This window comes from Catellatospora sp. IY07-71, assembly GCF_018326265.1.
Taxonomy (GTDB): Bacteria; Actinomycetota; Actinomycetes; order Mycobacteriales; family Micromonosporaceae; genus Catellatospora.
This window is the reverse complement of record NZ_AP023360.1, coordinates 7,689,593-7,712,914: the sequence shown is the minus strand read 5'-3', so window position 1 is coordinate 7,712,914 and position 23,322 is coordinate 7,689,593. Positions and strand designations below refer to the sequence as shown.

The window sequence follows — 23,322 nt, the reverse complement described above, 5'->3', positions numbered from 1 at the left end:
TCCGGCAAATGGTGTCCGCTTTCGGCGGTACGCCGCCCCGCCGGGCGCGATGCCGGTTCCGTGCCCCGGCACGCCCTATCGTGGGGCGGTGACCAGCGAGACGGTGTACGCCGGATTGTTCGGCACCGTGTTCACCATCGCGGTGCTGGTGGCGGCCGGCCGCTGGCTGCTGAGCCGGCGCACCCGCGCCCCGCGCCGCCGCTCCCGCTGAGCCCCGCACCATGGCCTCCGGGCCGCGGCGCGCAGGCCGGCGGGGCTGATGGCATCATGGCCCGATGGCTGAGGACCCCGCGCAGCGCCGCTGGCGCCTGATGAACGGCTGCGACCGGATGCTGTCCGGCAACCGCGCGCCCTCGCTGCGCGAGCGGCTGGCCGACCTGGCCGCGAGCGGCCTGCCGGAGCTGGACGGCCGTCCCGACGTCTACGGCGGCGGGGGCCCGGTGGCCGTGCTGGAGAAGCGGGTGGCCGGGCTGCTGGGCAAGCCGGACGCGGTGTTCTTCCCGACCGGCACCATGGCGCAGCAGGTGGCGCTGCGCTGCTGGGCCGAGCGCACCGGCAGCGACGTGGTGGCCCTGCACCCGCTCAGCCACCTGGAGGTGCACGAGCGCAAGGCGTTCACCACGCTGAGCCGCCTGCGCGGGGTGTGGCCGACGGCCGAACGCCGCCAGCCCACCGCGCAGGAGGTGCGCGAGCTGGACGAGCCGTTCGGCACCCTGCTGGTGGAGCTGCCGCTGCGCGACGCCGGCTTCCTGCTGCCCACCTGGGACGAGCTGAACGCGCTGGTCGCCGCGGCGCGCGTACGCGGCGCGAAGGTGCACTTCGACGGTGCCCGGCTGTGGGAGTCGGCGCCGCACTTCGGGCGGGACCTGCCCACCGTGGCGGGGCTGGCCGACAGCGTGTACGTCTCGCTCTACAAGACGCTGGGCGGGCTGTCCGGCGCGCTGCTGGCCGGGGCGGAGGACTTCGCCACACAGGCCCGCGCCTGGCGGCACCGCTACGGCGGCACCCTGTTCCAGCAGTGGCCGGCGGCGGTCGCGGCGCTGGCGGGGCTGGACCGGGAGCTGCCCCGGCTGCCGGAGTACGTCGCGCACGCGAAGGTGGTCGCGCAGGCGCTGGCCAAGCTGCCCGGCGCGCGGATCCTCCCGCAGGTGCCGCACACGCACCAGTTCCAGCTGTGGCTGCCGGGACCGGCCGACCGGCTCAACGAGGCGGCGCTGCGCCTGGCCGAGGAGCAGCGGACCTGGTTCTGCGGGCCGTTCGCGGACCGCGCGCCCGACCTGGCCTGCACCGAGATCACCGCGGCCCGCCCCGCGCTGGACTGGACCGCCGACGACGTCACCGCGGCGGGCACGGCACTGCTGGAACTGGCCGCGGCGGGCTGACACACTTGCCGTGATGCTGACGACGCTGCTCGTACAGGTGCACCGGCTCCGCGCCGCCCGGCCGGGCCGGATCGTGGTCGGCATCGCCGGCTCGCCCGGCGCGGGCAAGTCCACGCTGGCCCTGGCGCTGGCCGCCGAGCTGGATCACGCCGTCATGGTGCCGATGGACGGCTTCCACCTCGCCAACGCCGAGCTGCGGCGGCTGGGCCGCGCCGACCGCAAGGGCGCCCCGGACACCTTCGACGCCGCCGGTTACGCCGCGCTGCTGCGGCGGCTGCGCGAGTCCACCGGCGAGACGGTGTACGCGCCGACGTTCGACCACGTCCTCAACGAGCCCGTCGCCGGGGCGATCCCCGTGCCGGGCGACACCGAGGTGATCGTCACCGAGGGCAACTACCTGCTGCTGGACACCCCGCCGTGGGACCGGGTGCGCCCGCTGCTGGACCTGGCCGTATACCTCTCCGCCGACGACGGCCCCCGGGTCGACGGCCTGCTCGCCCGCCAGCGCGCGAAGGGCCTGGACGCCGAGGCCGCCCGCGACTGGGTGTACCGCAGCGACGAGGCCAACGCCCGCCTCGTCGTCGCCACCGCCGCCCGCGCCGACCTCCACCTCCACCGCGCCTGACCGCCGCCGCCCGCCGCCCGCCGCCCGCCGCCCGCCGCCCGCCGCCCGCGGCCCGCGGCCCGCATGATCGTCCGACTTGCCTGGCATACGGGCGTATCTTGACCGCGAATACGCCCACCTGCCAGGCAAGTCGGATGGTCTTCGCCGAACGGGACGCAGCGGAGCGGGTGGGTATGCGGCTTATGTGGAGAGCGTCCGTTAGCCTGCCAGGGTGCGGACGATGACGGCCGGTGACGGCAGCGGACTCACCCAGCGGCAGCGCCGCATCCTGGAGGTCATCCACGAGTGGGTGACGCGGCGCGGCTACCCGCCGACGCTGCGCGAGATCGGCCGGGAGGTCGGGCTCGCCGCGTCGTCCACGGTCTCCTATCACCTGCGCGAGCTGGAGGAGAAGGGCCTGCTGGTACGCGACAAGGGCCGTCCCCGGGCGCTGTCGGTGGCGGTGCCGCTCGGCGCGGACGGCGCCGTCCCGCACCAGCGCGACGCGAACGCGGTGCGGGTGCCGCTGCTGGGCACCATCGCCGCGGGCGGGCCGATCCTGGCCGAGGAGTCGCTGGAGGAGGTGCTCACCCTCTCCCGCGACCTGGTCGGCCACGGCACCCTGTTCTCGCTGCGGGTCCGCGGCGACTCGATGGTGGACGCGGCGATCTGCGACGGCGACGTGGTCGTCGTACGGCAGCAGCCGACCGCGTACAGCGGGGAGATCGTCGCGGCGATGATCGACGGCGAGGCCACCGTGAAGGTCTACCGGGTGACCCGGGGGCACGTGGAGCTGGTGCCGTGCAACGAGGCGTACCAGCCGATCCCCGGCGACGACGCGGTGGTGCTCGGCAAGATCGTGGCGGTGGTGCGGCGGGTGCGTTAGCCGCCTGTCCCGGCACTCCCATGTGATCCATTCATGGTGTTGACTGTCGGAATGCGTGCCTGGGAGGACGAGTTCGCCGAGTTCGCCACCGCGCTGGCGCCCGCGCTGCGGCGGCAGGCGCGCGAGCGCTGCGGTGACTGGGCGGTGGCCGAGGAGCTGGTGCGGCGCACCCTGCTGCGGCTCTACCGGCACTGGCCCGCGCTGGGCTTCGAGCCGCCCGAGGCGTACGCCCAGCGCACCCTGCTGCGCTCGCTGCGCCGCCACCGCCCGGGCGAGGACGCGTCGGGCCCCGAGCCGCCGCTGCACCTGCCGGCCGCCGAGCTGATCACCGCGGGGCGCCGGTTGCGCCGCCGGGACCTGGTGCTGAGCACGTTCCTGACGATGGTGCTGGCGGCCGGGGTGGGCTTCGCCATCGTGGTGCTGCGGCCGGACCGGGGCGGCACCCTGCCGCCCGAGGAGGTCGACTGCATGGCGGCGGTGCCCGGCCCCACGCCGCTGCCGTCGCTGACCCGCTCCCCGGTGCCGCCGCCTCCGCCCCAGGCCGGCGGCCGGTTCGGGGTGGACCGGTTCGCCGTGCTCGCCGGTGATCTGCCGCTGCCCCAGGCCGAGCCGGTGCGCACCGACGCGGAGCTGGTGGAGCGGTTCGCCTGCCTGATGGCCGAGCTGGTGGTGACCCGGGTCAACCCGCTCGGCCTGCGCCGCGCCGACCTCGGCCTGTCCGACGGCGGCGACACCCGGGCACTGGCCCCGCTGCCCGACCCGCAGCTCGCACCCGGTGCGCGCACGGTCAGCCTGCAGCTGGTCAACGGCAACGGTTACGGCACGCTCACCGTGTCCGTCGCGCCGACCACCTACCGGCCCGACCTGGCGCACTGCGACCGGCTCACCTGGTGCGGCTTCAGCACCGAGCTGGACGGGGGCGGCGTGCTGGAGCAGTACGGCGTGCGCGAGCAGCCCGAGGACCGGCGGGCCGGCTTCTCCCTCGGCCTCGATGCGCAGCTCTGGACGGTCACCATCTTCACCGGCCACAGCCTCGTCATGGTCACCATCACCAACACCCCCGACCCGCTTGCCGCGCAGGCCGCCAGCCAGCGCAACCCGTCCCTGGGCATGTCCATCACCCAGTTCGCGGCCGACCCCCGCCTCGCCGTCTTCGACCCGCCTCCGCCCTCACCCGAGGACCGATCATGAGGTGGTGGTCACGACACGCCGCCGAGCCGTGCCACAGGTTCATGATCGACTGGTGGAAGGCCAGTAGGGGTCGGGGGCGTGGATGAGGGCGGCGGCGCCGATGAGGCCCGCGTCGCCGCCGAGGCCGGCGGGGCGGACCGTGATGCCGGAGAGGAAGCCGAGGCGGCCGTAGCGGGCCAGGGCCTCCTTGAGCGGGGGGAACAGGAGGTCGGCGGCGTGGGCCACGCCGCCGCCGATGACCACCTGGTTCAGGTCGCACATGGCGGCCGCTGACACGATGCCGGCCGCCAGGGCGTCGGCGGAGCGGGTGAAGGCGGCCAGCGCGACCGGGTCGCCGCCGCGCGCCGTGTCGGCCAGGTCGCGGGCAGTGCCGTCGCCGGTGGGCCGCCAGCCTTCACGCAGCGCGTACCGCACCATGCCGGGCCCGCTGGCGACGGCCTCCACGCAGCCGCGCCCGCCGCAGGGGCAGGGCTCGCCGTCGAGGTCGACGACCATGTGCCCGACGTGCCCGGCGTTGCCGGACCGCCCGGTGAACGGGTGCCCGCCGTGGATCAGCCCGCCGCCCACCCCGGTGGACACGACGAGCACCAGCAGGTCGTCGTGGCCGCGCCCGGCACCGCGCCAGTGCTCGCCGATGGCCGCGCACACCCCGTCGCCGGCCAGCCGCACCGGCACCCCGGGCACCACCTCGGCCAGCCGGTCCACCAGCGGGAAGCCCCGCCAGGCGGTGATGTTGACCGGGCTGACGGTGGCCCCGGCCAGGTCGAACGGGCCCGCCGTGCTGGTGCCGACACCCGTGATCGGACGGTCGCCCGCCACCGTGACCAGACGTTCGAGCATGGTGCGCAGGCCCGCCCACACCTCGGCCGCCGCGTCCGGGCCGGGCGCCGGGCGCGCGGTGGCGATCCGGTCGGCGGCCAGCACGGTCCCGTCGGCGGTGACGAGCCCGGCGGCCATCTTGGTGCCGCCGATGTCGACGGCGAGGGCGAGCGGTCCGGGCGTGCGCTGCGGCATGGGGGCTCCTGGGGGGACGGGACTCCCAGAGAGTATGACAACGTTGTCCGGCTGGCGCCGCCCCGTCCCGCGAGACCGGGTACCGTACTGGCCGTGACGAGCGAGCAACGCGGCGGCGGCGGCCGGGCCGGACGCCGCCCCACCATGGTCGACGTGGCCAGGCTGGCGGGGGTCAGCCTCAAGACCGTCTCCCGTGTGGTCAACGGCGAGCCCCACGTGCAGCGGGCCATGGCCGACCGGGTGCTGGCCGCGGTCGCCGAGCTCGGCTTCCAGCGCAACCACATGGCCAGCGCGCTGCGCGCGGGCCGGGCCAGCGCCACCATCGGCCTGATCATCGAGGAGCTGGCCAACCCGTTCTACTCCACCATCGCGCACGTCACCGCGGAGATGGCCCGCGAGCGCGACACGCTGCTGCTGTCCGCCTCCTCCGAGGAGGACCCGGGCCGCGAGGAGCGGCTGCTGCGCGACCTGTGCTCGCGCCGCGTCGACGGCCTGCTGGTGGTGCCCGCCGGCTGCGACCACTCGTTCCTGCACGGCCAGATGGAGCTGGGCATCCCGGTGGTCTTCCTGGACCGCCCCGGCACCAACATCGACGCCGACGCGGTGCTGCTGGACAACCGCGGCGGCGCCCGCAGCGGCGTACGCAGGCTCGTCGAGCAGGGGCACCGCCGCATCGGCGTGCTGCTCGACTCGGTCGGCGTGCACACCATGCGCGAGCGCCTGGCCGGGGCGCAGGAGGTGCTGGCCGACGCGGGCATCGGCTACGACGGCTCGCTGGTGCGCGACGGCGTACGCGATCCCGCCACCGCCGCCGCGGCCGTCGCCGAGATGCTCGCCCAGCCGCACCCCCCGACCGCGTTCCTGACCCTGAACAACCGCATCACCGTCGGCGCCGTCCAGGAGCTGTGGCACCGCGGCAGCGACGCGGCCCTCATCGGCTTCGACGACTTCGAGCTGTCCCACCTCATGCCGCGCCCACTGACCGTCATCGCCTACGACACCCGCGAACTCGCCCGCCGCGCCACTCAGCTGCTCTTCGACCGCATCGACGGCGACCGCTCCCGCCCCCGCACCCTAGTCCTCCCCACCGCCCTCCTCGACCGCGGCCTCACCTGACCCACCCCCCAACCGCGTCGATCTTGCGCGAACTGTGGGTGCGACACGCCCGTTTCGGGCATATCCCTAACAGTTCGCGCAAGATCGACGCGATCTTGGGGGGCGGGGGCGGGTCAGGCGGCGTTGGTGCGGAAGACGGGGAGGTAGCCGCCGGAGTGGCCGGTGGCCATCGGGTGGTACGAGATGCCGAGGTCGGCGAAGTTCAGCGCGTGCAGCCACTTGTCGCCGCTGCACAGCTGGTGCCCGACGAAGATGGAGCGGACGTCGCCGAACTTGAATCCGTGCTGCAGCGCCGTCGCCTTGGTGATGTCGTCGACGAGGTTGATGCCCTCGTTGATCTTCGCGCGGGAAGTGGCGCTCAGGCCGATGCAGGTCGTGTTGAGCTGGTAGAACACCGGGTAACCCAGGACCACGACCTTGGCGTTCGGGGCGCGCGACTTGATCGCGTTGTACACGTTGTTCAGCAGCCCGGCGAGGCTGGCGCGGGCCTTGTCCTCGGCGCGCTGCACCGCGGCGACGCATTCGGTGGTGCCGTACAGCGCGCAGGTCTTCATGATGTCGGCGAAGCCGATGTCGTTGCCGCCGACCGAGATGCTGACCAGGGTGGTGGTGCTGCTCAGCGCCGACACCTGGGAGTTGACGACGGTGGCGGTGGTGGCGCCGGAGCAGGCCTTGGAGACGTACGAGGCGGGGGCGTTCGCGGCGGCCCACAGTGCCGGGTACGCCTTGGTGCTGCGCTGGCAGGAGCCGCTCTCGGAGGTGTAGCTGCCGGCGCCGACGCCGGACGCGTAGGAGTCGCCGAGCGCGACGTAACGGACGGTGGAAGCTGCCTGGGCGGGGGTGGCGACCAGGGCGACCAGCACGGACAGGGCGGTGGCGAGCCCCGCCGCGGCGGTCAGCAGGCGCGATCGAGTCAAGGTGTCCTCCGGGTAGGGGATCGATCGATCGCATATGGATATCAGCTGTTAGTTCGATTGTGAAGATGTCAATTCGCAAGTGTTGCAAGATGTTTCGGACCTGCGGTAACGCGCGGTACCGCTGACCATATTGGACAATCCGCTGCGTATGGGCAGCACAGGATAGGTGGAACTTTGATGATGGACTATCTGTTTGCGGTGGTTTAGGGTGGCGGTTCGTGTCGGTACCCAGCGTCGCGTGCTGGGCACCGGCAAGTTCTTGCGGCACCGTCCGGGTTGGTCGCCCGGCACGCCCCGCCGAAGTTAGGCTTTCGCCATGCAGATCATCGAAGGGGCGGGGCGGTGGGCGCCGCCCGTGCCCGGGACGGCCAACGACTGGGTCGAGCACCTGCGGGTGCCGGACCTCTCGGTGGGCACCTACTGCATCCCGGCGGGCGGGCTCGACGACCAGAGCCCGCACACCGAGGACGAGATCTACGTGGTCACCGCGGGCCGGGCCCGCATCGTCACGCCGGACGGCACGGCGCAGGTCGGGCCCGGGTCGGTCATCTTCGTGCCCGCGGGGGAGGAGCACCGGTTCGACGAGGTGACCGAGGACCTGGCGCTGCTCGTGGTGTTCGGGCCGGCGTACGGCTCGCGTACGCCGGGCGCCTGACCGCCCGGTCCGCGGCGCAGCCGGGAGAGGATGGTCGGATGACACGAGCCGTGCTGATCGACTGCGATCCGGGCATCGACGACATGATGGCGCTGCTCACCGCCTGCGCCAGCCCCGAACTGGACCTGCGCGGCGTCACCACGGTGGGCGGCAACGTCGGCATCGAGCGCACCACCCGCAACGCCCGCGCGGTGCTCGCCCTGGCCGGCCGCGGCGACGTCCCGGTCGCGGCGGGCGCGCGGCGGTCCCTGGTGCGCGGGGTCACCCGGCACGACTCCGCGCACGGCGACGACGGCCTCGGCGGCATCGACCTGCCGGTGCCCGGCGGCCGGGCCGATCCGCGGCCCGCGGCCGAGTTCCTCGCCGCGGCGGTGGCCGCCTCGGCCGAGCCGGTCACCCTGTTCGCGGTCGGGCCGCTGACCAACGTGGCGCTGTTCTACGCGGCGTACCCGGACGTCGCGGCGACGCTGGACCGGCTCGTGGTCATGGGCGGCTCGATCGGGCCGGGCAACATCACCCCGGCCGCCGAGTTCAACGTGTGGTTCGACCCCGAGGCGGCGTACCGGGTGCTCGCCGAGCCCGGGGTCGCCGTGCCGACCACGCTGGTGCCGCTGGACGTCACCCGCCGGACCGGCCTGGACGAAGGCGATCTCGACCGGCTCGCGGCCGCCGGGCCGATCGGTGCCCACGCGGCGCGGGCGCTGCGCGGTTACCGGCACGGCGCGGGGCCCGCGATCCCGGTGCACGACGCGGTGACGGTGCTGTCCGTGCTGCACCCGGAGCTGATGACGGTGCGGCCCGCCGCGGTGGACGTCGAGACGGGGCTCGGGCCCGGCCGGGGCGCCACCCTGGTGGACTTGCGAGCCGACCCGGCGGCGGCGCCGACCGTGGACGTGGTGGTGGACGCCGACTCCCGCGCCGTGGTGGACGCGCTGCTCGACCGGGTGACCCGGCCCGACCGGCGCTGAGCGGCACGTTTGCGCTCCTCGCGGGCGTGGTAGAGGTGCGGCATGAGTGAGGGACGAATCGAGTCGCGCGCGGAGAAGCTGCTGCCCGAGGAGCTGGCCGTGGGCAGTGCCGACCCCGAGGCGCAGGCCGAGGCCATCCTGGCCGAGTCGGACACGAGGACGGCCCGCGCCCAGCACGGGCCGGACGAGCACGCGGAACGCCGCACCTCGGACGAGGCCGCGGAGTGACGACCGTCAGGGGGCGGCGAATTCGGCGCGTACGCCGAGCAGGCGCACCGGCCGGTCGGGGCTGAACCGGTCCAGGGCGGCCAGGGCGGCACGCTCGACGGCGGCCGGGTCGGTGGTGGCGGTAGGCAGCGAATGGCCGTGGGTGCGGGTGGTGAACGGGGCATAACGCACCTTCACCACCACCCGGGCGGCGGGCCGCTCCTGGCCGGCCACCTCGTCGGCCACCTGCGCGGCGAGCGCCAGCAGCTCCCGGCGTACGTCGGCCCAGTCGTCGAGGTCGGTCTGGAACGTGACCTCCCGGCCCAGTGAGCGGGCCACGTGGGGCGCGGCGCTCACGGGGGTGTCGTCCTCGCCGTGGGCGAGCCGGACCAGCCACGGGCCGGTGGCGGGCCCCAGCCGCGCGGCGAGCGCCTGCGGGTCGGCGGCCGCCAGCTCGGTGACGGTGCGCAGCCCGAGGTCGGCGAGCTTGCGTGCGGTCTTGGCGCCGACTCCCCACAGCGCGCTGGTGGGCAGGCCGCCAATGACGGCGTGCCAGTTCGCGGCGGTGAGCACGAAGGTCCCGGCGGGTTTGCCGCGCTCGGTGGCGAGCTTGGCGCGCAGCCGGTTGTCGCCGATGCCGACGGTGCAGGCCAGGCCGGTGGCGTCGTGGACGCGGCGCTGGACGTCGCGGGCGGCGGTTTCGGGGTCGTCCGTGTCGGCGGCGAGGAACGCCTCGTCCCAGCCGAGCACCTCGACGGGGTGGCCGGTGTCCCGCAGCGCGGCCATGACCAGCGCCGAGGCCTGCTCGTACGCCTCCCGGTCGACCGGTAGGAACACGGCGTCGGGGCACTTGCGGGCGGCGACGCGCAGCGGCTGGCCGGAGTGCACGCCGTAGGCGCGAGCGGCGTAGGAGGCGGTGCTGACCACGCCGCGCCGGGTCGGATCGCCGTCGCCGCCGACGATCACCGGGCGCCCGCGCAGCTCGGGGCGGCGCAGCAGCTCGACGGCGGCCACGAACTGGTCGAGGTCCACGTGCAGCACCCAGCCGGTCACCGTCCCATCGTCACCGGGGATGGCGCGCCGGATGCGGCGTACCGGCAGATAATGGGTGGGGAACGTCTCGGGGGAGGGGTGCCGATGTCGCGGGCGCTGGGCTGCCTGGCCGCCGTGCTGCTGCAGGCGGCGCTGGTGGGCACCCCGGCCGACGCCGCGCAGCCGCCCGCCGAGCGGCCCTGGCCGCCGCCACGTCCGGGCGCCGCCGCGCCGGTCGAGCGGCCCTGGCCGCCGCCGCGGCCGCCGGAGGCCGTGAACGCAGCGGCGGCAGCCGCCGTGCCGAAACTCGGAGGAAACATCCTCTGGTGATCGCGTGATCCATGTTGGATACTGCGTGGACCGCTGATGATCTCCGATGGCAGGCGCGACATGCCCACCCGACCCAAGGTTCCCGCGACCGGTGTCTCCCTGTTGCGCCTGGTCATCGATCTCGGTGAGGCCCCGCCCGCGCACGAGCTGATCGGCACGGTCCGGGCGCTGACCCACCTGTACGAGATCGGCCTGCTCGCCGGTGCGGCCGCGGGCGGCTCGCGCTTCCGTGACGACGCGCTGACGCTGCAGCGGATCGGCGAGCGGGTGCGCTCCGACGGCGCGGCGGCGGGCTCGCCGGTCCGCGCGGGGCAGGCCCAGCGCCTGGAGGTCGCCCGCCGGCGGTACGAGCGCTCCGCGAACGAGATCGTGTGGGCGGCCCCGCTGCGCATCCAGTCGCTGGCGGTGCAGCGCCCGCTCGACATCGCGCTGACCCACCGCGCGGTCACGGCGCCGGTACGCGGCTACGGAGCGGCGGCGCTCGGCGGGATCGGGGCCACGGTGCTCAGCGTTCAGGTCCACCACCAGCGGCAGGAGGCTCAGCCGGAGCCGGTGCCCGAGGAGGAGCGCGACGGGTTGCTGCGCGGCGCTGCGGAGGACGGGTTCTGGCAGTCGTTCGGGCCGGAGGCACGCGGGCTGATCGTCGCGGCGGACCGCGAGAAGCTCGGCCGCTCGCTCCTCTTCCTGGCCCGCAGGCGTCCCCGGCTGGCCTGACCCCAGCGAAGGAAGGGCACCTTCTTATCGTTTTCCGGAGTAGAAGGTGCCCTTTTTAACGCGGTCGGGAGGCGAGCGCGACCTCCTCGGCGAGCAGCCGGGCCAGGCCGGTGCGCCGCCACTCGTCGGTGATGCCACGGCTGGGCACCTCGACCGTCATCAGCAGGTAGAGGTACATGCGGTACAGGGCGAGCCGGCGGCCGGCGGAGGCGTCGAAGAGCACCGGGCGGCCGGTCGCGGCGGCGTACCCGCGTACGAAGGGATGGTCCGGCTCCTCCTCGATCCGGCGGCGCAGCAGCGGGGACACGAAGTCGACCAGCGGGTCGCCGTAGAGGAAGCGCTCGCCGTCGACCAGGCCGGTCAGGCGGCCGTCCACGGCGAGCACGTTGCCGTCCCACAGGTCGAAGTGGACCAGCGCCGGCCGTTCGACCGTCGCCAGATCGGCGGCACCGGCTGCGACGGCGGCCCGGATCGTGTCCGCGGGCACCGGGAGCGTCACGTGCCAGGTCACGGCGTCGGCCAGCAGCGACTCGACCATCGCCGCGAAGGCGCTGGGCCAGGTCGCCCCCTGCGCGCGGGGGCCGGTGTAGCCGAAGTGCCCGCCGGTGACCGTGTGCACCCGCGCGAGGGCGGCGCCGAGCTGTTCGCGTACTCCGTCGTGGTCGCCGCCCCGGTCGGCGCTCAGCGGGCGGCCGGGCAGCAGCGTGGTGAGCAGCCAGCCGTCGCCGTGGTGCAGGACCCGGGGCACCGGCACCTCCGGGACCCGGTCGCCGACCAGCCGGAAGTACGCGGCTTCGCAGGCGATCATCCCGCGCTCGTAGCGCAGCAGGGGCAGCTCGGGACCGGGGCCGGCCTTGAGCACCACGTCCCGGCCGTCGGACAGGCGCACTCGCCATACCGCCGCGAAGCCGCCGCCGGACAGCTCTGCGCAGTCCACGACGGCGACGGAGGCACCGAAGGCCTCGCGTAGCAACGCCACGACATCCCCGCGGCTCAGCTCCGGCTGCGTCGGACTCCGCACCGCCCGATCCTCGCACGCCCCGCCCGCCCGCGCCCGCCGCGCTCGCGCCCGCCCGCTCCGTCGATCATGAACCTATGGCACGGGTCGGCGGCGTGTTTCGGCCGCAGCTTCCTGATCCTCTACGACACGCCGTCGAACCTTGCCAAAAGTTCATGATCGACGTGCCGTTGCTGCCGTGGCGCGTAGCGCCTGTGGCGCGCGGGGTGCGTGGGCTAGACCTTCGCGGGTTCGCCGGCGAGCACCGGGTGGCGCGGGCCGGGGTGGCCGGCGGGCAGCGACCGGCGCATGACGTACCAGCTCACGGCGAGGCACGCGGCGACCAGCGGCCAGGTGAGCGCGGCCGTGGTGATCGACAGTGCCTCGACCTGGCCGGACCAGTACAGCGGCAGCCACACGGCGAGCCGGACCACGTACTGCAGGACCCAGATCCAGCTGGCGCGGCTGTACGCGCGCAGCAGCGCGGGGTCGCGCCGCCAGCTGCCGCGCTGGCCGAGCACGCCGCCGACCACCACCCCGAGCAGCGGCCAGCGCAGCGCGATGCTGATGGCCCAGCACAGCGCGCTGGCGGCGTTGGTGGCGACGCGGATGAAGAAGAAGTCCTCGGGGCGGCCGGTGTAGAGCGCGATCAGCGCCGCCACGACCACGCCGAGCAGGCCTAGCAGCACCGCGCCGAACTTGTCGCCGCGCAGCAGCCGCCACGCGCCGACCGCGGTGCTGACCGCGATCGCGGCGCCGACGCCCCACTCCAGCGACTGCCCGGCCGCCGCGAACCCGATGCCGAAGGCCAGCGGGCCGAGGGTGGCGTCGACGGCGGCGCGGCGCCCGCCGAGCAGGTCGGCGAAGTTCTCACCGGCGGGGTCGGGCCGGGTGGTGGTCACGGGTTGCTCCAGGGCGTCGAGGTTAGGTGAGCCTAGCCTGTTTGGCAGTACGCGGGAAGCGGGTACGTACTGCGCTGGGACATTCCGGCCCGACCTGGTAGGAAGATCCTTATGCGTACGCCCGCCACCGACGAGGTTATCGACCTCTGCCGCGACCTGATCCGGATCGACACCACGAACACGGGTGACCTGGCCACCAGCGCCGGGGAACGGGCCGCCGCGGAGTACGTCGCGACGAAGCTGAGCGAGGCCGGCCTGGAGCCGCACCTGGTGGAGAGCCGTCCCGGCCGCGCCAACGTGGTGACGCGCATCGCAGGCGCGGATCCGTCGCGCGGCGCGCTCCTGGTGCACGGCCACCTGGACGTGGTGCCCGCCGATCCGGACGAGTGGTCGGTGCACCCCCTGTCGGGGGAGATCAAGGATGGCTTCATCTGGGGTCGCGGCGCGGTCGACATGAAGGACTTCGACGCGATGTCGCTGGCGGTGGTACGCGAGTGGCAGCGCACCGGCTACACCCCGCCCCGCGACATCGTGCTGTGCTACACCGCCGACGAGGAGGCCGGCAGCGACTGGGGCGCCAAGTTCCTCGTCGAGGAGCGCCCGGAGCTGCTGGAGGGGTGCACCGAGGCGGTCGGCGAGGTCGGCGGCTTCTCCTACACGGTCAGCAACGACCTGCGCCTCTACATGATCCAGACCGCCGAGAAGGGCATCGACTGGCTGCGCGTGCACGCCACCGGCCGCCCCGGTCACGGCTCGTTCGTGCACGACGACAACGCCGTCACCGCGCTGTGCGAGGCGGTCGCCCGGGTGGGCCGGCACCGGTTCCCGGTGGTGGTCACCCCGACCGTGCGGGCGTTCCTGGAGGAGGTGGGCGAGGCGCTGCAGATCGAGATCGACCCGGAGGACCCGGAGGCGGCGATCGCCAAGCTCGGCCCCATCGCCACGATGATCGGCGCGACGATCCGCAACACCGCCAACCCGACCCGCCTGTCCGCCGGGTACAAGGACAACGTCATCCCGGGGCGGGCCAGCGCGACCATCGACTGCCGGACCCTGCCGGGCCAGTTCGAGCTGTTCCGCGAGCAGCTGGCCGCGGTGCTCGGGCCGGATCTGGAGCTGGAGTCGGTGCACCGGCAGCCGGCCCTGGAGACGGACTTCGACGGGCCGCTGGTGGATGCCATGGCGCTGGCGCTGCGGGCCGAGGATCCGGGCGCGCACGCCGTGCCTTACATGCTTTCCGGAGGCACCGACGCCAAGGCGTTCTCCCGGCTGGGCATCCGCTGCTTCGGCTTCGCGCCGCTGCGCCTGCCGCCCGATCTGAACTTCTCCGCGTTGTTCCATGGCATCGACGAGCGGGTGCCGGTGGAGGGACTACAGTTCGGCGTGCGGGTACTGGACAGGTTCCTGCGGCAGAGTTAGGCCCGGCCGGAGGGCGGCCGGGAACCGGCCTGCATCGTCGTATGAAGGAGTAACCGAGTAATGAGCGACAACCACGCCGCCGTCGAGGCCGCGCTGGAAGAGATGATCACCGCTGCCCGGGCGCACCTGGCCGCCGTCCGCGACGCCAAGGGTGAGGTCGACAGCGACGAGGTCTGGCGCGCCTACGTGGCGTTCAACAACGCCGCCGTCGCCTATGACGACGCCCTCTCGGAGACCTACGGCGAGCCGCTGCCCTGGGAGGTGGAGCCGATCGACCTGGAGAAGGCCGACCGGTTCATGGCGGACCTGGTCGCCGCCGAGCAGGCGCCGACCGACCCGCACCCGAAGGTGATCTCGGTGCGCCAGCGCCGCGACTACCTGATCCCGAGCGTGTCCGCACTGATCAACGCGGCCGAGCTGGCCCGCCGCGAGGCCGGGCTGAGCGACGGCGACACCGAGCCGGTGGGCTCCGTCGCCGACGCCGTGCTGGAGCTGCTGCAGAGCTCGGACGGCTCGCTCGCCGCGCTGGACATCCCGGAGCTGGAGCCGCTGGACGGCATCGTCACCGTCGCCGAGGTCGACAAGTCACTGGAGCCCGACGACTTCGAGGAGACCGACGCCAACGGCCCGTTCACGCTGGGCGGCAACGACAAGCTGGTGGCCCGCCTGGACGAGCACCTGAACGGCGACATCATGGAAGACCAGGACTGACATCGTCCTGACCGACGAGGAACGGCGCGCACCCGCACCGGGTGCGCGCCGTTCGCGTACGCGGCGTCAGCGGTCCAGCGCGAGCACGGCCGTCTCCAGCTCCCGAAGCTCCGCGGCCAGGGTCACGCCCGGGATCGCCGCGAACTCGGCGACCATCGCGCGGATCTTCGCCACGCAGCTCCGGTCGCTGAGCGGCTGCTGGATCACCCACTTGCCGCCGTCGGGGTAGAACAGCGGGTTGGACCCCGTGCCCACCAGTGCCACCGGCCCGGCCTGCACCTTCAGCCCGTTGTCGTGTTCGAGCACGATGTCGACCACGCCGGTCCAGGGCAGGGCGGTCGGCGTGCGCGACCCGACGGACAGCCGGACTTTGGCCTGGCCGCCGCCCGGGACGTCCTGTCGCCGCTCGTGGGTCACGGTGAACGGGACCGGCGATGATCCGTCGGGGATCTCCACATCGTGGATGGCCCCCACGCTGAGATCCACGTCGGTGGCGTGGCAAGCGGGCAGCAACCGCGACTCGCGCACCGTGACGACCGCTCGGGTGATCAGCGCCGTATTGCTCGTGAGATTGCGGACCGTCACCTCGGCGACTGCGCCGCGCAGGCCGGTCAGCGGCTTGCGGGTCCCATCCGGCCGCAGCTCCCAGCCGGGCAGGTCGGTGCCGATCCCGCCGGCCACCGCCAGCACCTCCAGGTGGGCCACCGCCGAGGGGACGCTCACCGGGCGGGTCTCCGGCGGGGTGCAGCCGGTCAGGGCCAGTGCCGACGCCAGTGTGTACGCGAACAACCTGCGGCGCATCGCCGTCCCGTCGTCAGTGGATGGTCACGGTCCCCGACAACGTAGTGCAGGCGGCGTTCGAATAGTGACCCGCCCACGTGCTGCGCGGCGGGACAGGGTCGCCCGGCGGGCGCGTTCTCGGCTCGGTTCGTCGACTGAGCCGAGGCGGGCCCACGGGACTTCGCGCCGCTACGACGAGGACGCTGACGAGGCCGGGGCCGCAGGCGACCCGCTCCACCGGCCGGGCCGGTCGAGCCTGGGGAGGCTCGGGCTCAGGCCGACGGGCCGGGCAGCGGCGCCAGGCGCAGGGGGCGGCGGAGCAGCACCTGCCGGGTGCCGTCCTTCATCAGCCGCACCCGGGCCAGCTCCCACCCGCCGTACTCCGCCTGAATGGCCAGCCGCACCGCGGCGGTCAACCGATCGATATCCGGAGGTAACCGCAGCGGTGCGTATTCGTAGTCCATAGAGCGATCGTGCCCGCTGCGCCGGGGTCCGGCAAGCGCAGCACGCCTCCCGTCTGGTGAGAAAACGCCCATTCCGGTGCTGGCCCAGCCGGGTCGCCCCATTCCCGGATGGCGGAGGTCAGTCCAGCTCCGGATAGCCGAGCGGGATGTCCGACACGTCGTCCAGCGCTCGGGAGATCTCGGGCGGCAGCTCGATCTCCTCCACCTGCAGCGCCGCGACCAGCTGCCCGACGTTGCGCGCGCCGAGGATCGGCGCGGTCACCCCGGGCCGGTCGCGCACCCAGGCCAGCGCCACCTCGGCGGGGGAGACGCCCAGCCCGTCGGCGGCGGTCGCCACCGCCTCCACGATCGCCGAGCAGCGGGGCTGCAGGTACGGCAGGACGAAGCGCTCGAAGTGCGGCGACGCGCCCCGCGAGTCGGCCGGGCGGCCGTGCCGGTACTTGCCGGTCAGCACGCCGCGCCCGAGCGGCGACCAGGGCAGCACGCCGATGCCCATGACCTCGCAGGCGGGCAGCACCTCCCGCTCGATGCCCCGCTGGAGGAGGGAGTATTCCACCTGCGTCGCGGTGATCGGGGCGCGTCCGGGCCAGGCCTGCTGCCAGGTCGCGGCGCGGGCGGTCTGCCAGCCGGAGAAGTTCGACACGCCCGCGTAGCGGGCCCGGCCGGAGCTGACCGCGTGGTCGAGCGCGGACAGCGTCTCCTCCCACGGGGTGTCCGGGTCGTGCCCGTGCACCTGCCACAGGTCGACGTACGTCACGCCCAGCCGGCGCAGGGTGGTGTCGAGGGTGCGCAGCAGGTGCCCGCGCGAGCCGTCGTGGCGGCGGCCCGCCCGTGCGCGCAGCCCGGCCTTGGCGACGATCAGCACGTCGTCGCGGGACACCATGGCGTCCAGCAGGGTGCCCAGCAGCGCCTCGGCCTCGCCGTCGGCGTACACGTCGGCGGTGTCGATCAGCGTGCCACCGGCGTCCACATAGGCTTTGAGCTGCGCCCCGGCGTCGTCCGGGTCCGTGTCCAGGCCCCAGCTCATGGTGCCCAGGGCGAGGCGGGAGACCACCAGCCCGCTGCGGCCGAGCGGTCGTTGCTGCATAGGATGAACTGTATTCGGCAACCCGCCGGACCGGTGATCGGTGGGTGCCGGCACGGGGTGTGCCAGCCGTAGGTCAGCCGTCGGGGTGGGTTTGCCGAGCTTCCTTTGAGGGAAGTCGGCTGTGGTTGACGTGCACGGTCGACCAGCCCCGGGAGCACCGAACAATGACGTTGATCAGCGCGCGCACGGTCTCCGAGACCGTGCCGGCCGCCCCTGCCCGTCCTCGCAGCCCGTACATCGACTCCCTGCGCGCGGCCGCGATCGTGCGCGTCTTCCTACAGCACACGATGCCGCTCGGCGCGCTGACCACGCTGCTGCCGTCCATGTGGGTGATGTTCGGGCTGGCCGGCTACCTCACCGCCGCGTCCCTGGCACGCGGCGGCGCGGCGCGCACCGTGCGCTCCCGGGCCCGCCGCCTGCTGCCCCCGCTGTGGGTGCTGGCCGCGATCGCGCTGCCGCTGATGCTGCTGCGCGGCTGGCCCGGGTTCACCTGGCAGGATCTGCTCCCGTGGGTGTTCCCGCTGGTCAACCCCACGGCTAGTGAGTGGGGCGCGCCGCTGGTGGTGGCGTTGTGGTACCTGCGGGCCTACCTGTGGTTCGTGCTGCTGTCGCCGGTGCTGTGGTGGCTGTTCGACCGCGCGCCGCTGCTGACGCTGACCGTCCCGCTGGGCGCGGCGGTGCTGCTGCAGACGGTGCTCGCGCTGCCCGGCTCGCCGGTCACCGACGTGGTGTGGACCACGGCCTCCTACGGCACGGCCTGGCTGCTCGGGTACGCCCGCCACACCGGCCTGCTGGACCGGCTGTCCTGGCCCGCCGCCTGTGCCGCCGCGGCGGGACTGGGCGGGCTGGCGCTGCTGCGCGCGGGTGGCGATCCGGAGGGCGTACACGATCCGCTGGTGCAGGTGCTCTGGGGCACCGCCGTGGTGCTGCTGGCCTTGCGCGCCCGCCCGGCGATGGACTGGGTGCGCCGGGTGCGCCCGCTGCACCGCGCCGTCGCGCTGCTCAACGCACGGGCGGTGACCGTCTACGTGTGGCAGCTGCCGATGGTCGCCGCGACCTTCTGGCTGCTCGGCGACCTGGCCGGGCCGCCACTGCTCACCGTCGCGACGGCCGGCGCCCTGACCGCCCTCGCGGTGCTGTGCTTCGGCTGGGTCGAGGACCTCGCCGGCCGCCGTACCCCCGCACTCCTGCCCCCACCCCCTTGGACCGCACCGGCCCGCCCCACCCCTACCCCCGCCTGATCGCACCCCCCAGACCGCCCCACCCGGGGATCCCGATAAGCCAAGCGCCCGACAAGCCAAGATCGTGTCGATCTTGCGCGAAGTGTTAAGGATATGCCCGAAAAGGGCGTGTCGCACCCACAGCTCGCGCAAGATCGACGGAGCGGGGTGTGGTGCGGGCCACAGGGGCGGGTCAGGCTTTTCACGATTGCTACTAGTGGGTAACGTGGCGCGCACCGCCGCCGACGCGGCCCGGGCAACGGAGGTCACCCATGCGACTCGGTCTCAACATCGGCTATCTGACGCCGTGGTCCACCCCGGCGGTCCTGCTGGACCTGGCGCGGGAGGCCGACCGGCTCGGCTTCTCCGTGGTGTGGGCGGCGGAGGCGTACGGCTCCGACTCGCCGACGCTGCTGTCCTGGATCGCCGCGCAGACCGAGCGCATCGACATCGGCAGCGCGGTCATGCAGATCCCCGGCCGCACCCCGGCGGCCACGGCGATGACCGCGGCCACCCTCGACACGCTGTCCGGCGGCCGCTTCCGGCTCGGCCTCGGCGTGTCCGGCCCGCAGGTCTCCGAGGGCTGGCACGGGGTGCGCTTCGCCAAGCCGCTGGCCCGCACCCGCGAGTACGTCGACGTGGTCAAGCTCGCCCTGTCCCGCAAGCAGGTCAGCTACGACGGCGAGTTCCACACCCTGCCGCTGCCCGACGGGCCGGGCAAGGCGCTGCGGCTGAACTTCCACCCGCTGCGCACCGAGATCCCGATCTACCTCGCCGCGGTCGGCCCGAAGAACCTGGAGCTGGCCGGCGAGATCGCCGACGGCTGGCTGGCCGTGTTCTTCGCGCCGGAGTTCGCCCAGGAGCAGCTCGCCCAGATCGGCGCGGGCCGGGCCAAGGCGGGCAAGACCCTCGACGGCTTCGACATCGTGCCCAGCGTGCCCGTCGTCGTCGGCGACGACGTCGAGATGTGCGCCGAGCTGGTGCGCAACTACGCCGCGCTGTACGTCGGCGGCATGGGCAGCCGCCAGCAGAACTTCTACAACCAGCTCGCCACCCGGATGGGCTACGGCGAGGCGGCCGCCGAGATCCAGGACCTGTACCTCGCGGGCCGGCACCGGGACGCCGCCGCGGCCGTGCCGATGGAGTTCATCGACCGCACCGCCCTGCTCGGTCCCAAGGACCGCATCGCCCGACGCCTGCGTGACTTCGCCGACGCGGGCGTGACTACGCTGTCGCTGGCGCTGTTCGTCGCAGACGCCGACTCCGGCAAGGAGACCTTGCGTACGGTGGCCGAGGCGTACGCGGAGAGCGGATTGGGAGAATAAGTGGAGATCGAGATCTGGCAGGCGATCGTCCTGGGCATCGTGGAGGGGATCACCGAATTCCTCCCGATCTCGTCGACGGGACACCTGACCATCACCGAGAAGCTGATGGGCCTGCCGATCGACGATCCCGCCGTCACCGCCTTCACCGCCGTGATCCAGATCGGAGCGATCGCGGCGGTGCTGGTGTACTTCGCCAAGGACATCGGCCGCCTGGCGAGCGCCTGGTTCAAGGGCCTGCTCTCCGCCCCGGCCCGGCAGGAGTTCGACTACAAGTTCGCCTGGTACGTCATCGCCGGCTCGATCCCGATCGGCATCGTCGGCTTCCTCGGCCGGGACCTGATCACCGGCCCGCTGCGCAGCATGTGGTTCGTGGCCGGCTCGCTGATCGTGTGGAGCGCCGTGATGGCCTTCGCGGAGTACGCCGCCACCCAGACCCGCGGCGAGAAGCAGCTGCGGCTGTCCGACACCCTCGTCATCGGCTTCGCGCAGTGCCTGGCGCTGATCCCGGGCGTGTCCCGCTCCGGCGCCACCATCACCACCGGCCTGCTGCGCGACATCGACCGCGTCACCGCCACCCGGCTGTCGTTCTTCCTGGGCGTCCCGGCGCTCACCGCGGCCGGCATCTACGAGCTGCCCGAGGCCCTGGGCAGCCCCACCGTCAGCGGCCTGGTGCTGATCATCGGTACGGTGGTGAGCTTCATCGTCGCGTACGCGTCCATCGCCTGGCTGCTCAAGTTCGTCGCACACCACACCCTGATGACCTTCGTGTGGTATCGGGTGATCCTCGGCGGCGCGATCATCGCCCTGCTCGCCACGAACACCATCTCCGCGACCTAGGCTGGCGGGCGTGGCCACCCTTCTGCTGCTGCGACACGGACGCACCACCGCCAACGCCGACGGCATCCTCGCCGGCGACCTGCCCGTCGAGCTGGACGAGCTCGGCGTCGCCCAGGCCGAGCAGGCCCGCGGGCGGCTGGCCGGGCTGCCGCTGGCCGTGGTGGTGAGCAGCCCGCTGCGCCGCTGCCGGCAGACCCTGGAGCTCGCCCTGCCCGGCGTCGCCCCGGTGCCCGACGAGGGCCTGCGCGAATGCGGGTACGGCGAGTGGTCGGGCCGCTCGCTCAAGGAGCTGGCCGACAACCCGCTCTGGTCGACGGTCCAGCACCATCCCGCCGCGGTCATCTTCCCCGGCGGGGAGGCGATGGCGGCGATGGCCAACCGCGCCGTCACCGCCGTACGCGCCTGGGACGCCCGGATCACCGAGTCGCACGGCCCCGACGCGGTATGGCTGGCGTGCAGCCACGGCGACGTGATCAAGGCGATCGTGGCCGACGCGCTCGGCATGCACCTGGACCTGTTCCAGCGCATCTCGGTCGAGCCGTCCTCGATCACCGCGATCCGCTACACCCCGCAGCGCCCGTTCGTGCTCCGCGTCAACGACACCGGCACTCCGATCTCGGCCCTCCTCCACAAGCACCGCCCACCGGCCGAGGAGACCGCCGAAGGCGACGCCGTCCTCGGCGGCGGCGCCTGACCCCAGGCGGCTTGATCATCCGACTTGCCTGGCAGACGGGCGAATCTTGGGCGCGCATACGCCCATGTGCCTGGCAAGTCAGATGATCTTGGCGGGGCGGGGCTCAGGAGGCGGCGCGCAGGGCGAGGAAGAGGTCCACGCGGTCGGCGAAGCTGTCGAGGTCGCGGCCGGTGAGGTCGGCGATGCGGCGGATCCGGTAGCGCAGCGTGTTCACGTGCAGGTGCATCGCGCTCGCGCACCGGGTCCACGAGCCGTCGCAGGCCAGGAACGTCTGCAGGGTGCGCAGCAGGTCCGCGTTGTGCGAGCTGTCGTACGCCCGCAGCGGCGCGAGCAGCCGCTCCGCGAACGCCTGCCGCACCGCCCGGGGCACCCCGGCCAGCAGCAGGTCGTGCGACGCCAGCTCGTCGCAGCCGACGACGCTCACCCGGCCCTCGCGTTCGAGCGCGTAGTCGTGCGCGTGCCGCGCCTGCGCCAGCGCCGTGGCCAGGCCGATCACGTTCGTGGCGGGCTCGCTCACCCCGGCGGTGACACGTGCGCTCCGGAGGACGGAGGTCATCCTGCGGGCTGTCTCACGGAGCGGCGCGAGCACCCCGGTCCCGGCGATCACCGCCGTCACCAGCGTCCCGTCGGCCGCCACCACCGCTGCCCCGGCCTGCGCCACCATCTCCTCGACGATCGCCGCGGCGTCGCCGTGCAGTTTCGGGGAAACCGCACGGTCTCGGCCGAGTATTCGTGCACTTTCCCCGAAACCGGCAGGCCCGGTGGTGTCGAAGGAGGCGACGACGACGGTGTGCGGCCCGGTGGTGGGCAGGCCGCAGGCGTTGAGGGCGGCGCTCGTCTCGATCGGGTCGGCGTTGGCGGCGAGCGCCGCGAGGAGACGGTCCGCCAGTCGCGCTTCGACCTGGCGGGCGCGCTCATGACGGGCTGCGTCCAGCGCCGCCAGCTCGACCAGCTCGTCGAGTGCCGTCCCGTCACCGGCGCAGGCGATGAAGCGTCCGCCCAGCGTGGGGGTGAGCGTGGGCGCGTCGAGGTGGAACTCGCGGCCGTCGATGCGGCAGCGTGCGGGCAGCGTGTCGGCCCGCAGGAACGCCGCGGCCAGTTTCGCGCCGAGTGCGGACGCGGCGGGGCTCACGCGGTCCGCTTCGGTCAGACCGCCGCCGGTGGCGGGCGATCCGACAGTCCGGCCCGCCGCCGCGCGTCCGCCGAGCGCGCCGGACGTCGCGCGTCCACCGAGCGGGCCGGCGGGTGGGCCGGACGCCGCGCGCCCGCCGAGCGGGCCGCCGACGATGATACGGCCGGTGCAGCTCAGCACCCAGGCGCCGTCCGTGGGCCATACCTCGGCCAGGTCAGCGCCCGCGGCCAGGCGGGCGACGAGGCCGCGGCGGCGGTTGCGGGCGGCTACCGCGCCGGCCTCCCGCTCGGCCCAGAGCACCGTGTCGATCCGGTCGGTGACGTCGCGGAACGACACCTCGGCGGGGACCGCGAACAGCGGCAGCCGGTGCCGCCGGCAGGCGTCGACCAGGTCGGCGGGCACGGGCCCGAGCAGCGCCTCACCCGCGCCGAGCGCGGCGACTCCAGCTCCGGCGAGCGCGGCGACGAACACCTCGGAGTCGGCGGGCTCGCGCCGCCACATCATGCCGGTGAGCACGACCTCGCCGCCCGCGAGGTAGCGGGCGGGGTCGAGCAGGTCGGTGGTGTACGCGTTGCGCGCCACCGGGCGGTCGAGCTCGCCGTGCCCGGCGAGCACGGGCAGCGGGACACCAGGGTGTTCCAGCACGTCACGTAGCCGCATGCGCACCGCCTTTGTCGTAACCTCCAAAGAGCCTAGCCAGGCTTTGTTGCAGTTTCGGTCCTTCTCACCCTTCTACGC

26 protein-coding genes are annotated in these 23,322 nt (G+C 73.6%); 17 read left to right on the top strand and 9 right to left on the bottom strand.

Annotated elements, in window-relative coordinates:
- Positions 1–88: 88 nt before the first annotated feature.
- The 5 genes from CS0771_RS39335 (at position 89) to CS0771_RS34500 (ending at position 4,063) form a co-directional block, all read left to right on the top strand.
- Positions 89–211: a hypothetical protein gene (locus CS0771_RS39335; RefSeq protein ID WP_256442861.1), complete on the top strand. Its 123-nt coding sequence runs from the start codon at positions 89–91 to the stop codon at positions 209–211.
- A gap of 64 nt (positions 212–275) precedes the next feature.
- Positions 276–1,382 carry a low specificity L-threonine aldolase gene (locus CS0771_RS34515; protein ID WP_212844897.1) on the top strand — a complete coding sequence of 369 codons (1,107 nt, stop codon included), beginning with the start codon at positions 276–278 and terminating at the stop codon, positions 1,380–1,382.
- Positions 1,383–1,395: 13 nt separating this feature from the next.
- Positions 1,396–2,007 (top strand): nucleoside/nucleotide kinase family protein, encoded by a 612-nt coding sequence (locus CS0771_RS34510; protein WP_212844896.1) that lies wholly within the window; start codon positions 1,396–1,398, stop codon positions 2,005–2,007.
- Positions 2,008–2,227: 220 nt separating this feature from the next.
- Positions 2,228–2,872 carry a transcriptional repressor LexA gene (gene lexA, locus CS0771_RS34505; RefSeq protein ID WP_212844895.1) on the top strand — a complete coding sequence of 215 codons (645 nt, stop codon included), beginning with the start codon at positions 2,228–2,230 and terminating at the stop codon, positions 2,870–2,872.
- A gap of 51 nt (positions 2,873–2,923) precedes the next feature.
- Positions 2,924–4,063: an RNA polymerase sigma factor gene (locus tag CS0771_RS34500; protein WP_212844894.1), complete on the top strand. Its 1,140-nt coding sequence runs from the start codon at positions 2,924–2,926 to the stop codon at positions 4,061–4,063.
- A gap of 39 nt (positions 4,064–4,102) precedes the next feature.
- Here CS0771_RS34500 and CS0771_RS34495 read toward each other — a convergent pair whose 3' ends face one another.
- Positions 4,103–5,077, bottom strand: coding sequence for an ROK family protein (locus tag CS0771_RS34495; protein WP_212844893.1), 975 nt, complete (start codon positions 5,075–5,077; stop codon positions 4,103–4,105).
- 144 nt (positions 5,078–5,221) lie between these two features.
- Between CS0771_RS34495 and CS0771_RS34490 the strand changes: the two genes are divergently transcribed.
- Entirely contained in the window at positions 5,222–6,193 is a 972-nt protein-coding gene (locus CS0771_RS34490; protein WP_212846204.1) for a LacI family DNA-binding transcriptional regulator, read from the top strand.
- Between the two features lie 113 nt (positions 6,194–6,306).
- On the opposite strand, the gene CS0771_RS34485 is transcribed toward CS0771_RS34490, so the two are convergent.
- A complete protein-coding gene (locus tag CS0771_RS34485) occupies positions 6,307–7,110 on the bottom strand; it encodes an SGNH/GDSL hydrolase family protein (protein ID WP_212844892.1) in 804 nt (267 codons plus the stop codon).
- Between the two features lie 316 nt (positions 7,111–7,426).
- Between CS0771_RS34485 and CS0771_RS34480 the strand changes: the two genes are divergently transcribed.
- Genes CS0771_RS34480 through CS0771_RS34470 form a run of 3 tightly spaced genes read left to right on the top strand, consistent with a single transcriptional unit; the run spans position 7,427 to position 8,961 of the window.
- Complete coding sequence (locus CS0771_RS34480) at positions 7,427–7,765, top strand: cupin domain-containing protein (RefSeq protein ID WP_212844891.1); 339 nt, start codon at positions 7,427–7,429, stop codon at positions 7,763–7,765.
- A gap of 38 nt (positions 7,766–7,803) precedes the next feature.
- Positions 7,804–8,733, top strand: coding sequence for a nucleoside hydrolase (locus tag CS0771_RS34475; protein ID WP_212844890.1), 930 nt, complete (start codon positions 7,804–7,806; stop codon positions 8,731–8,733).
- Between the two features lie 42 nt (positions 8,734–8,775).
- Positions 8,776–8,961, top strand: a complete 186-nt coding sequence (locus CS0771_RS34470) for a hypothetical protein (RefSeq protein ID WP_212846313.1) — start codon at positions 8,776–8,778, stop codon at positions 8,959–8,961.
- 6 nt (positions 8,962–8,967) lie between these two features.
- On the opposite strand, the gene CS0771_RS34465 is transcribed toward CS0771_RS34470, so the two are convergent.
- Positions 8,968–9,993 (bottom strand): DNA polymerase IV, encoded by a 1,026-nt coding sequence (locus CS0771_RS34465; RefSeq protein WP_212844889.1) that lies wholly within the window; start codon positions 9,991–9,993, stop codon positions 8,968–8,970.
- 84 nt (positions 9,994–10,077) lie between these two features.
- On the opposite strand from CS0771_RS34465, the gene CS0771_RS34460 reads away from it, so the two are divergent.
- The gene (locus CS0771_RS34460) at positions 10,078–10,302 is read left to right on the top strand and encodes a hypothetical protein (protein WP_212844888.1); all 225 of its coding nucleotides are present in this window, start codon (positions 10,078–10,080) and stop codon (positions 10,300–10,302) included.
- 60 nt (positions 10,303–10,362) lie between these two features.
- Positions 10,363–11,016: a hypothetical protein gene (locus CS0771_RS34455; protein WP_212844887.1), complete on the top strand. Its 654-nt coding sequence runs from the start codon at positions 10,363–10,365 to the stop codon at positions 11,014–11,016.
- A 55-nt stretch (positions 11,017–11,071) separates the two neighbouring features.
- On the opposite strand, the gene CS0771_RS34450 is transcribed toward CS0771_RS34455, so the two are convergent.
- Positions 11,072–12,037 carry a phosphotransferase family protein gene (locus CS0771_RS34450; RefSeq protein WP_212844886.1) on the bottom strand — a complete coding sequence of 322 codons (966 nt, stop codon included), beginning with the start codon at positions 12,035–12,037 and terminating at the stop codon, positions 11,072–11,074.
- 212 nt (positions 12,038–12,249) lie between these two features.
- Complete coding sequence (locus CS0771_RS34445; protein ID WP_244871208.1) at positions 12,250–12,915, bottom strand: DUF3159 domain-containing protein; 666 nt, start codon at positions 12,913–12,915, stop codon at positions 12,250–12,252.
- A 111-nt stretch (positions 12,916–13,026) separates the two neighbouring features.
- On the opposite strand from CS0771_RS34445, the gene CS0771_RS34440 reads away from it, so the two are divergent.
- Both CS0771_RS34440 and CS0771_RS34435 read left to right on the top strand, forming a co-directional pair.
- Complete coding sequence (locus tag CS0771_RS34440; protein WP_212844885.1) at positions 13,027–14,334, top strand: M20/M25/M40 family metallo-hydrolase; 1,308 nt, start codon at positions 13,027–13,029, stop codon at positions 14,332–14,334.
- 60 nt (positions 14,335–14,394) lie between these two features.
- Entirely contained in the window at positions 14,395–15,045 is a 651-nt protein-coding gene (locus CS0771_RS34435) for a hypothetical protein (RefSeq protein ID WP_212844884.1), read from the top strand.
- A gap of 66 nt (positions 15,046–15,111) precedes the next feature.
- On the opposite strand, the gene CS0771_RS34430 is transcribed toward CS0771_RS34435, so the two are convergent.
- The 3 genes from CS0771_RS34430 to CS0771_RS34420 form a co-directional block, all read right to left on the bottom strand.
- Entirely contained in the window at positions 15,112–15,846 is a 735-nt protein-coding gene (locus CS0771_RS34430) for a hypothetical protein (protein ID WP_212844883.1), read from the bottom strand.
- 251 nt (positions 15,847–16,097) lie between these two features.
- The gene (locus CS0771_RS34425; protein ID WP_203746553.1) at positions 16,098–16,289 is read right to left on the bottom strand and encodes a DUF5703 family protein; all 192 of its coding nucleotides are present in this window, start codon (positions 16,287–16,289) and stop codon (positions 16,098–16,100) included.
- Between the two features lie 118 nt (positions 16,290–16,407).
- A complete protein-coding gene (locus tag CS0771_RS34420) occupies positions 16,408–17,376 on the bottom strand; it encodes an aldo/keto reductase (protein ID WP_212844882.1) in 969 nt (322 codons plus the stop codon).
- Between the two features lie 164 nt (positions 17,377–17,540).
- On the opposite strand from CS0771_RS34420, the gene CS0771_RS34415 reads away from it, so the two are divergent.
- The 4 genes from CS0771_RS34415 to CS0771_RS34400 all read left to right on the top strand — a co-directional run bounded on the left by CS0771_RS34415 (position 17,541) and on the right by CS0771_RS34400 (position 21,452).
- The gene (locus CS0771_RS34415; protein WP_212844881.1) at positions 17,541–18,617 is read left to right on the top strand and encodes an acyltransferase; all 1,077 of its coding nucleotides are present in this window, start codon (positions 17,541–17,543) and stop codon (positions 18,615–18,617) included.
- Positions 18,618–18,868: 251 nt separating this feature from the next.
- Positions 18,869–19,921, top strand: a complete 1,053-nt coding sequence (locus tag CS0771_RS34410; protein WP_212844880.1) for an LLM class F420-dependent oxidoreductase — start codon at positions 18,869–18,871, stop codon at positions 19,919–19,921.
- 6 nt (positions 19,922–19,927) lie between these two features.
- Positions 19,928–20,758 carry an undecaprenyl-diphosphate phosphatase gene (locus CS0771_RS34405; protein WP_212846201.1) on the top strand — a complete coding sequence of 277 codons (831 nt, stop codon included), beginning with the start codon at positions 19,928–19,930 and terminating at the stop codon, positions 20,756–20,758.
- Between the two features lies 1 nt (position 20,759).
- Positions 20,760–21,452: an MSMEG_4193 family putative phosphomutase gene (locus CS0771_RS34400; RefSeq protein ID WP_212846202.1), complete on the top strand. Its 693-nt coding sequence runs from the start codon at positions 20,760–20,762 to the stop codon at positions 21,450–21,452.
- A 103-nt stretch (positions 21,453–21,555) separates the two neighbouring features.
- Here the strand turns inward: CS0771_RS34400 and CS0771_RS34395 are convergent, their stop codons facing one another.
- Positions 21,556–23,244, bottom strand: coding sequence for a PucR family transcriptional regulator (locus CS0771_RS34395; protein ID WP_212844879.1), 1,689 nt, complete (start codon positions 23,242–23,244; stop codon positions 21,556–21,558).
- Positions 23,245–23,322 lie beyond the last annotated feature (78 nt).

Bases quoted from the DNA above. Each gene is read 5' to 3' on its own strand.
- CS0771_RS34515 (WP_212844897.1), top strand. From the start codon at position 276: ATGGCTGAGGACCCCGCGCAGCGCCGCTGGCGCCTGATGAACGGCTGC.
- CS0771_RS34510 (WP_212844896.1), top strand. From the start codon at position 1,396: ATGCTGACGACGCTGCTCGTACAGGTGCACCGGCTCCGCGCCGCCCGG.
- lexA (WP_212844895.1), top strand. From the start codon at position 2,228: ATGACGGCCGGTGACGGCAGCGGACTCACCCAGCGGCAGCGCCGCATC.
- CS0771_RS34500 (WP_212844894.1), top strand. From the start codon at position 2,924: ATGCGTGCCTGGGAGGACGAGTTCGCCGAGTTCGCCACCGCGCTGGCG.
- CS0771_RS34495 (WP_212844893.1), bottom strand. From the start codon at position 5,077: ATGCCGCAGCGCACGCCCGGACCGCTCGCCCTCGCCGTCGACATCGGC.
- CS0771_RS34490 (WP_212846204.1), top strand. From the start codon at position 5,222: ATGGTCGACGTGGCCAGGCTGGCGGGGGTCAGCCTCAAGACCGTCTCC.
- CS0771_RS34480 (WP_212844891.1), top strand. From the start codon at position 7,427: ATGCAGATCATCGAAGGGGCGGGGCGGTGGGCGCCGCCCGTGCCCGGG.
- CS0771_RS34475 (WP_212844890.1), top strand. From the start codon at position 7,804: ATGACACGAGCCGTGCTGATCGACTGCGATCCGGGCATCGACGACATG.
- CS0771_RS34470 (WP_212846313.1), top strand. From the start codon at position 8,776: ATGAGTGAGGGACGAATCGAGTCGCGCGCGGAGAAGCTGCTGCCCGAG.
- CS0771_RS34460 (WP_212844888.1), top strand. From the start codon at position 10,078: ATGTCGCGGGCGCTGGGCTGCCTGGCCGCCGTGCTGCTGCAGGCGGCG.
- CS0771_RS34455 (WP_212844887.1), top strand. From the start codon at position 10,363: ATGCCCACCCGACCCAAGGTTCCCGCGACCGGTGTCTCCCTGTTGCGC.
- CS0771_RS34440 (WP_212844885.1), top strand. From the start codon at position 13,027: ATGCGTACGCCCGCCACCGACGAGGTTATCGACCTCTGCCGCGACCTG.
- CS0771_RS34435 (WP_212844884.1), top strand. From the start codon at position 14,395: ATGAGCGACAACCACGCCGCCGTCGAGGCCGCGCTGGAAGAGATGATC.
- CS0771_RS34430 (WP_212844883.1), bottom strand. From the start codon at position 15,846: ATGCGCCGCAGGTTGTTCGCGTACACACTGGCGTCGGCACTGGCCCTG.
- CS0771_RS34425 (WP_203746553.1), bottom strand. From the start codon at position 16,289: ATGGACTACGAATACGCACCGCTGCGGTTACCTCCGGATATCGATCGG.
- CS0771_RS34420 (WP_212844882.1), bottom strand. From the start codon at position 17,376: ATGCAGCAACGACCGCTCGGCCGCAGCGGGCTGGTGGTCTCCCGCCTC.
- CS0771_RS34415 (WP_212844881.1), top strand. From the start codon at position 17,541: ATGACGTTGATCAGCGCGCGCACGGTCTCCGAGACCGTGCCGGCCGCC.
- CS0771_RS34410 (WP_212844880.1), top strand. From the start codon at position 18,869: ATGCGACTCGGTCTCAACATCGGCTATCTGACGCCGTGGTCCACCCCG.
- CS0771_RS34395 (WP_212844879.1), bottom strand. From the start codon at position 23,244: ATGCGGCTACGTGACGTGCTGGAACACCCTGGTGTCCCGCTGCCCGTG.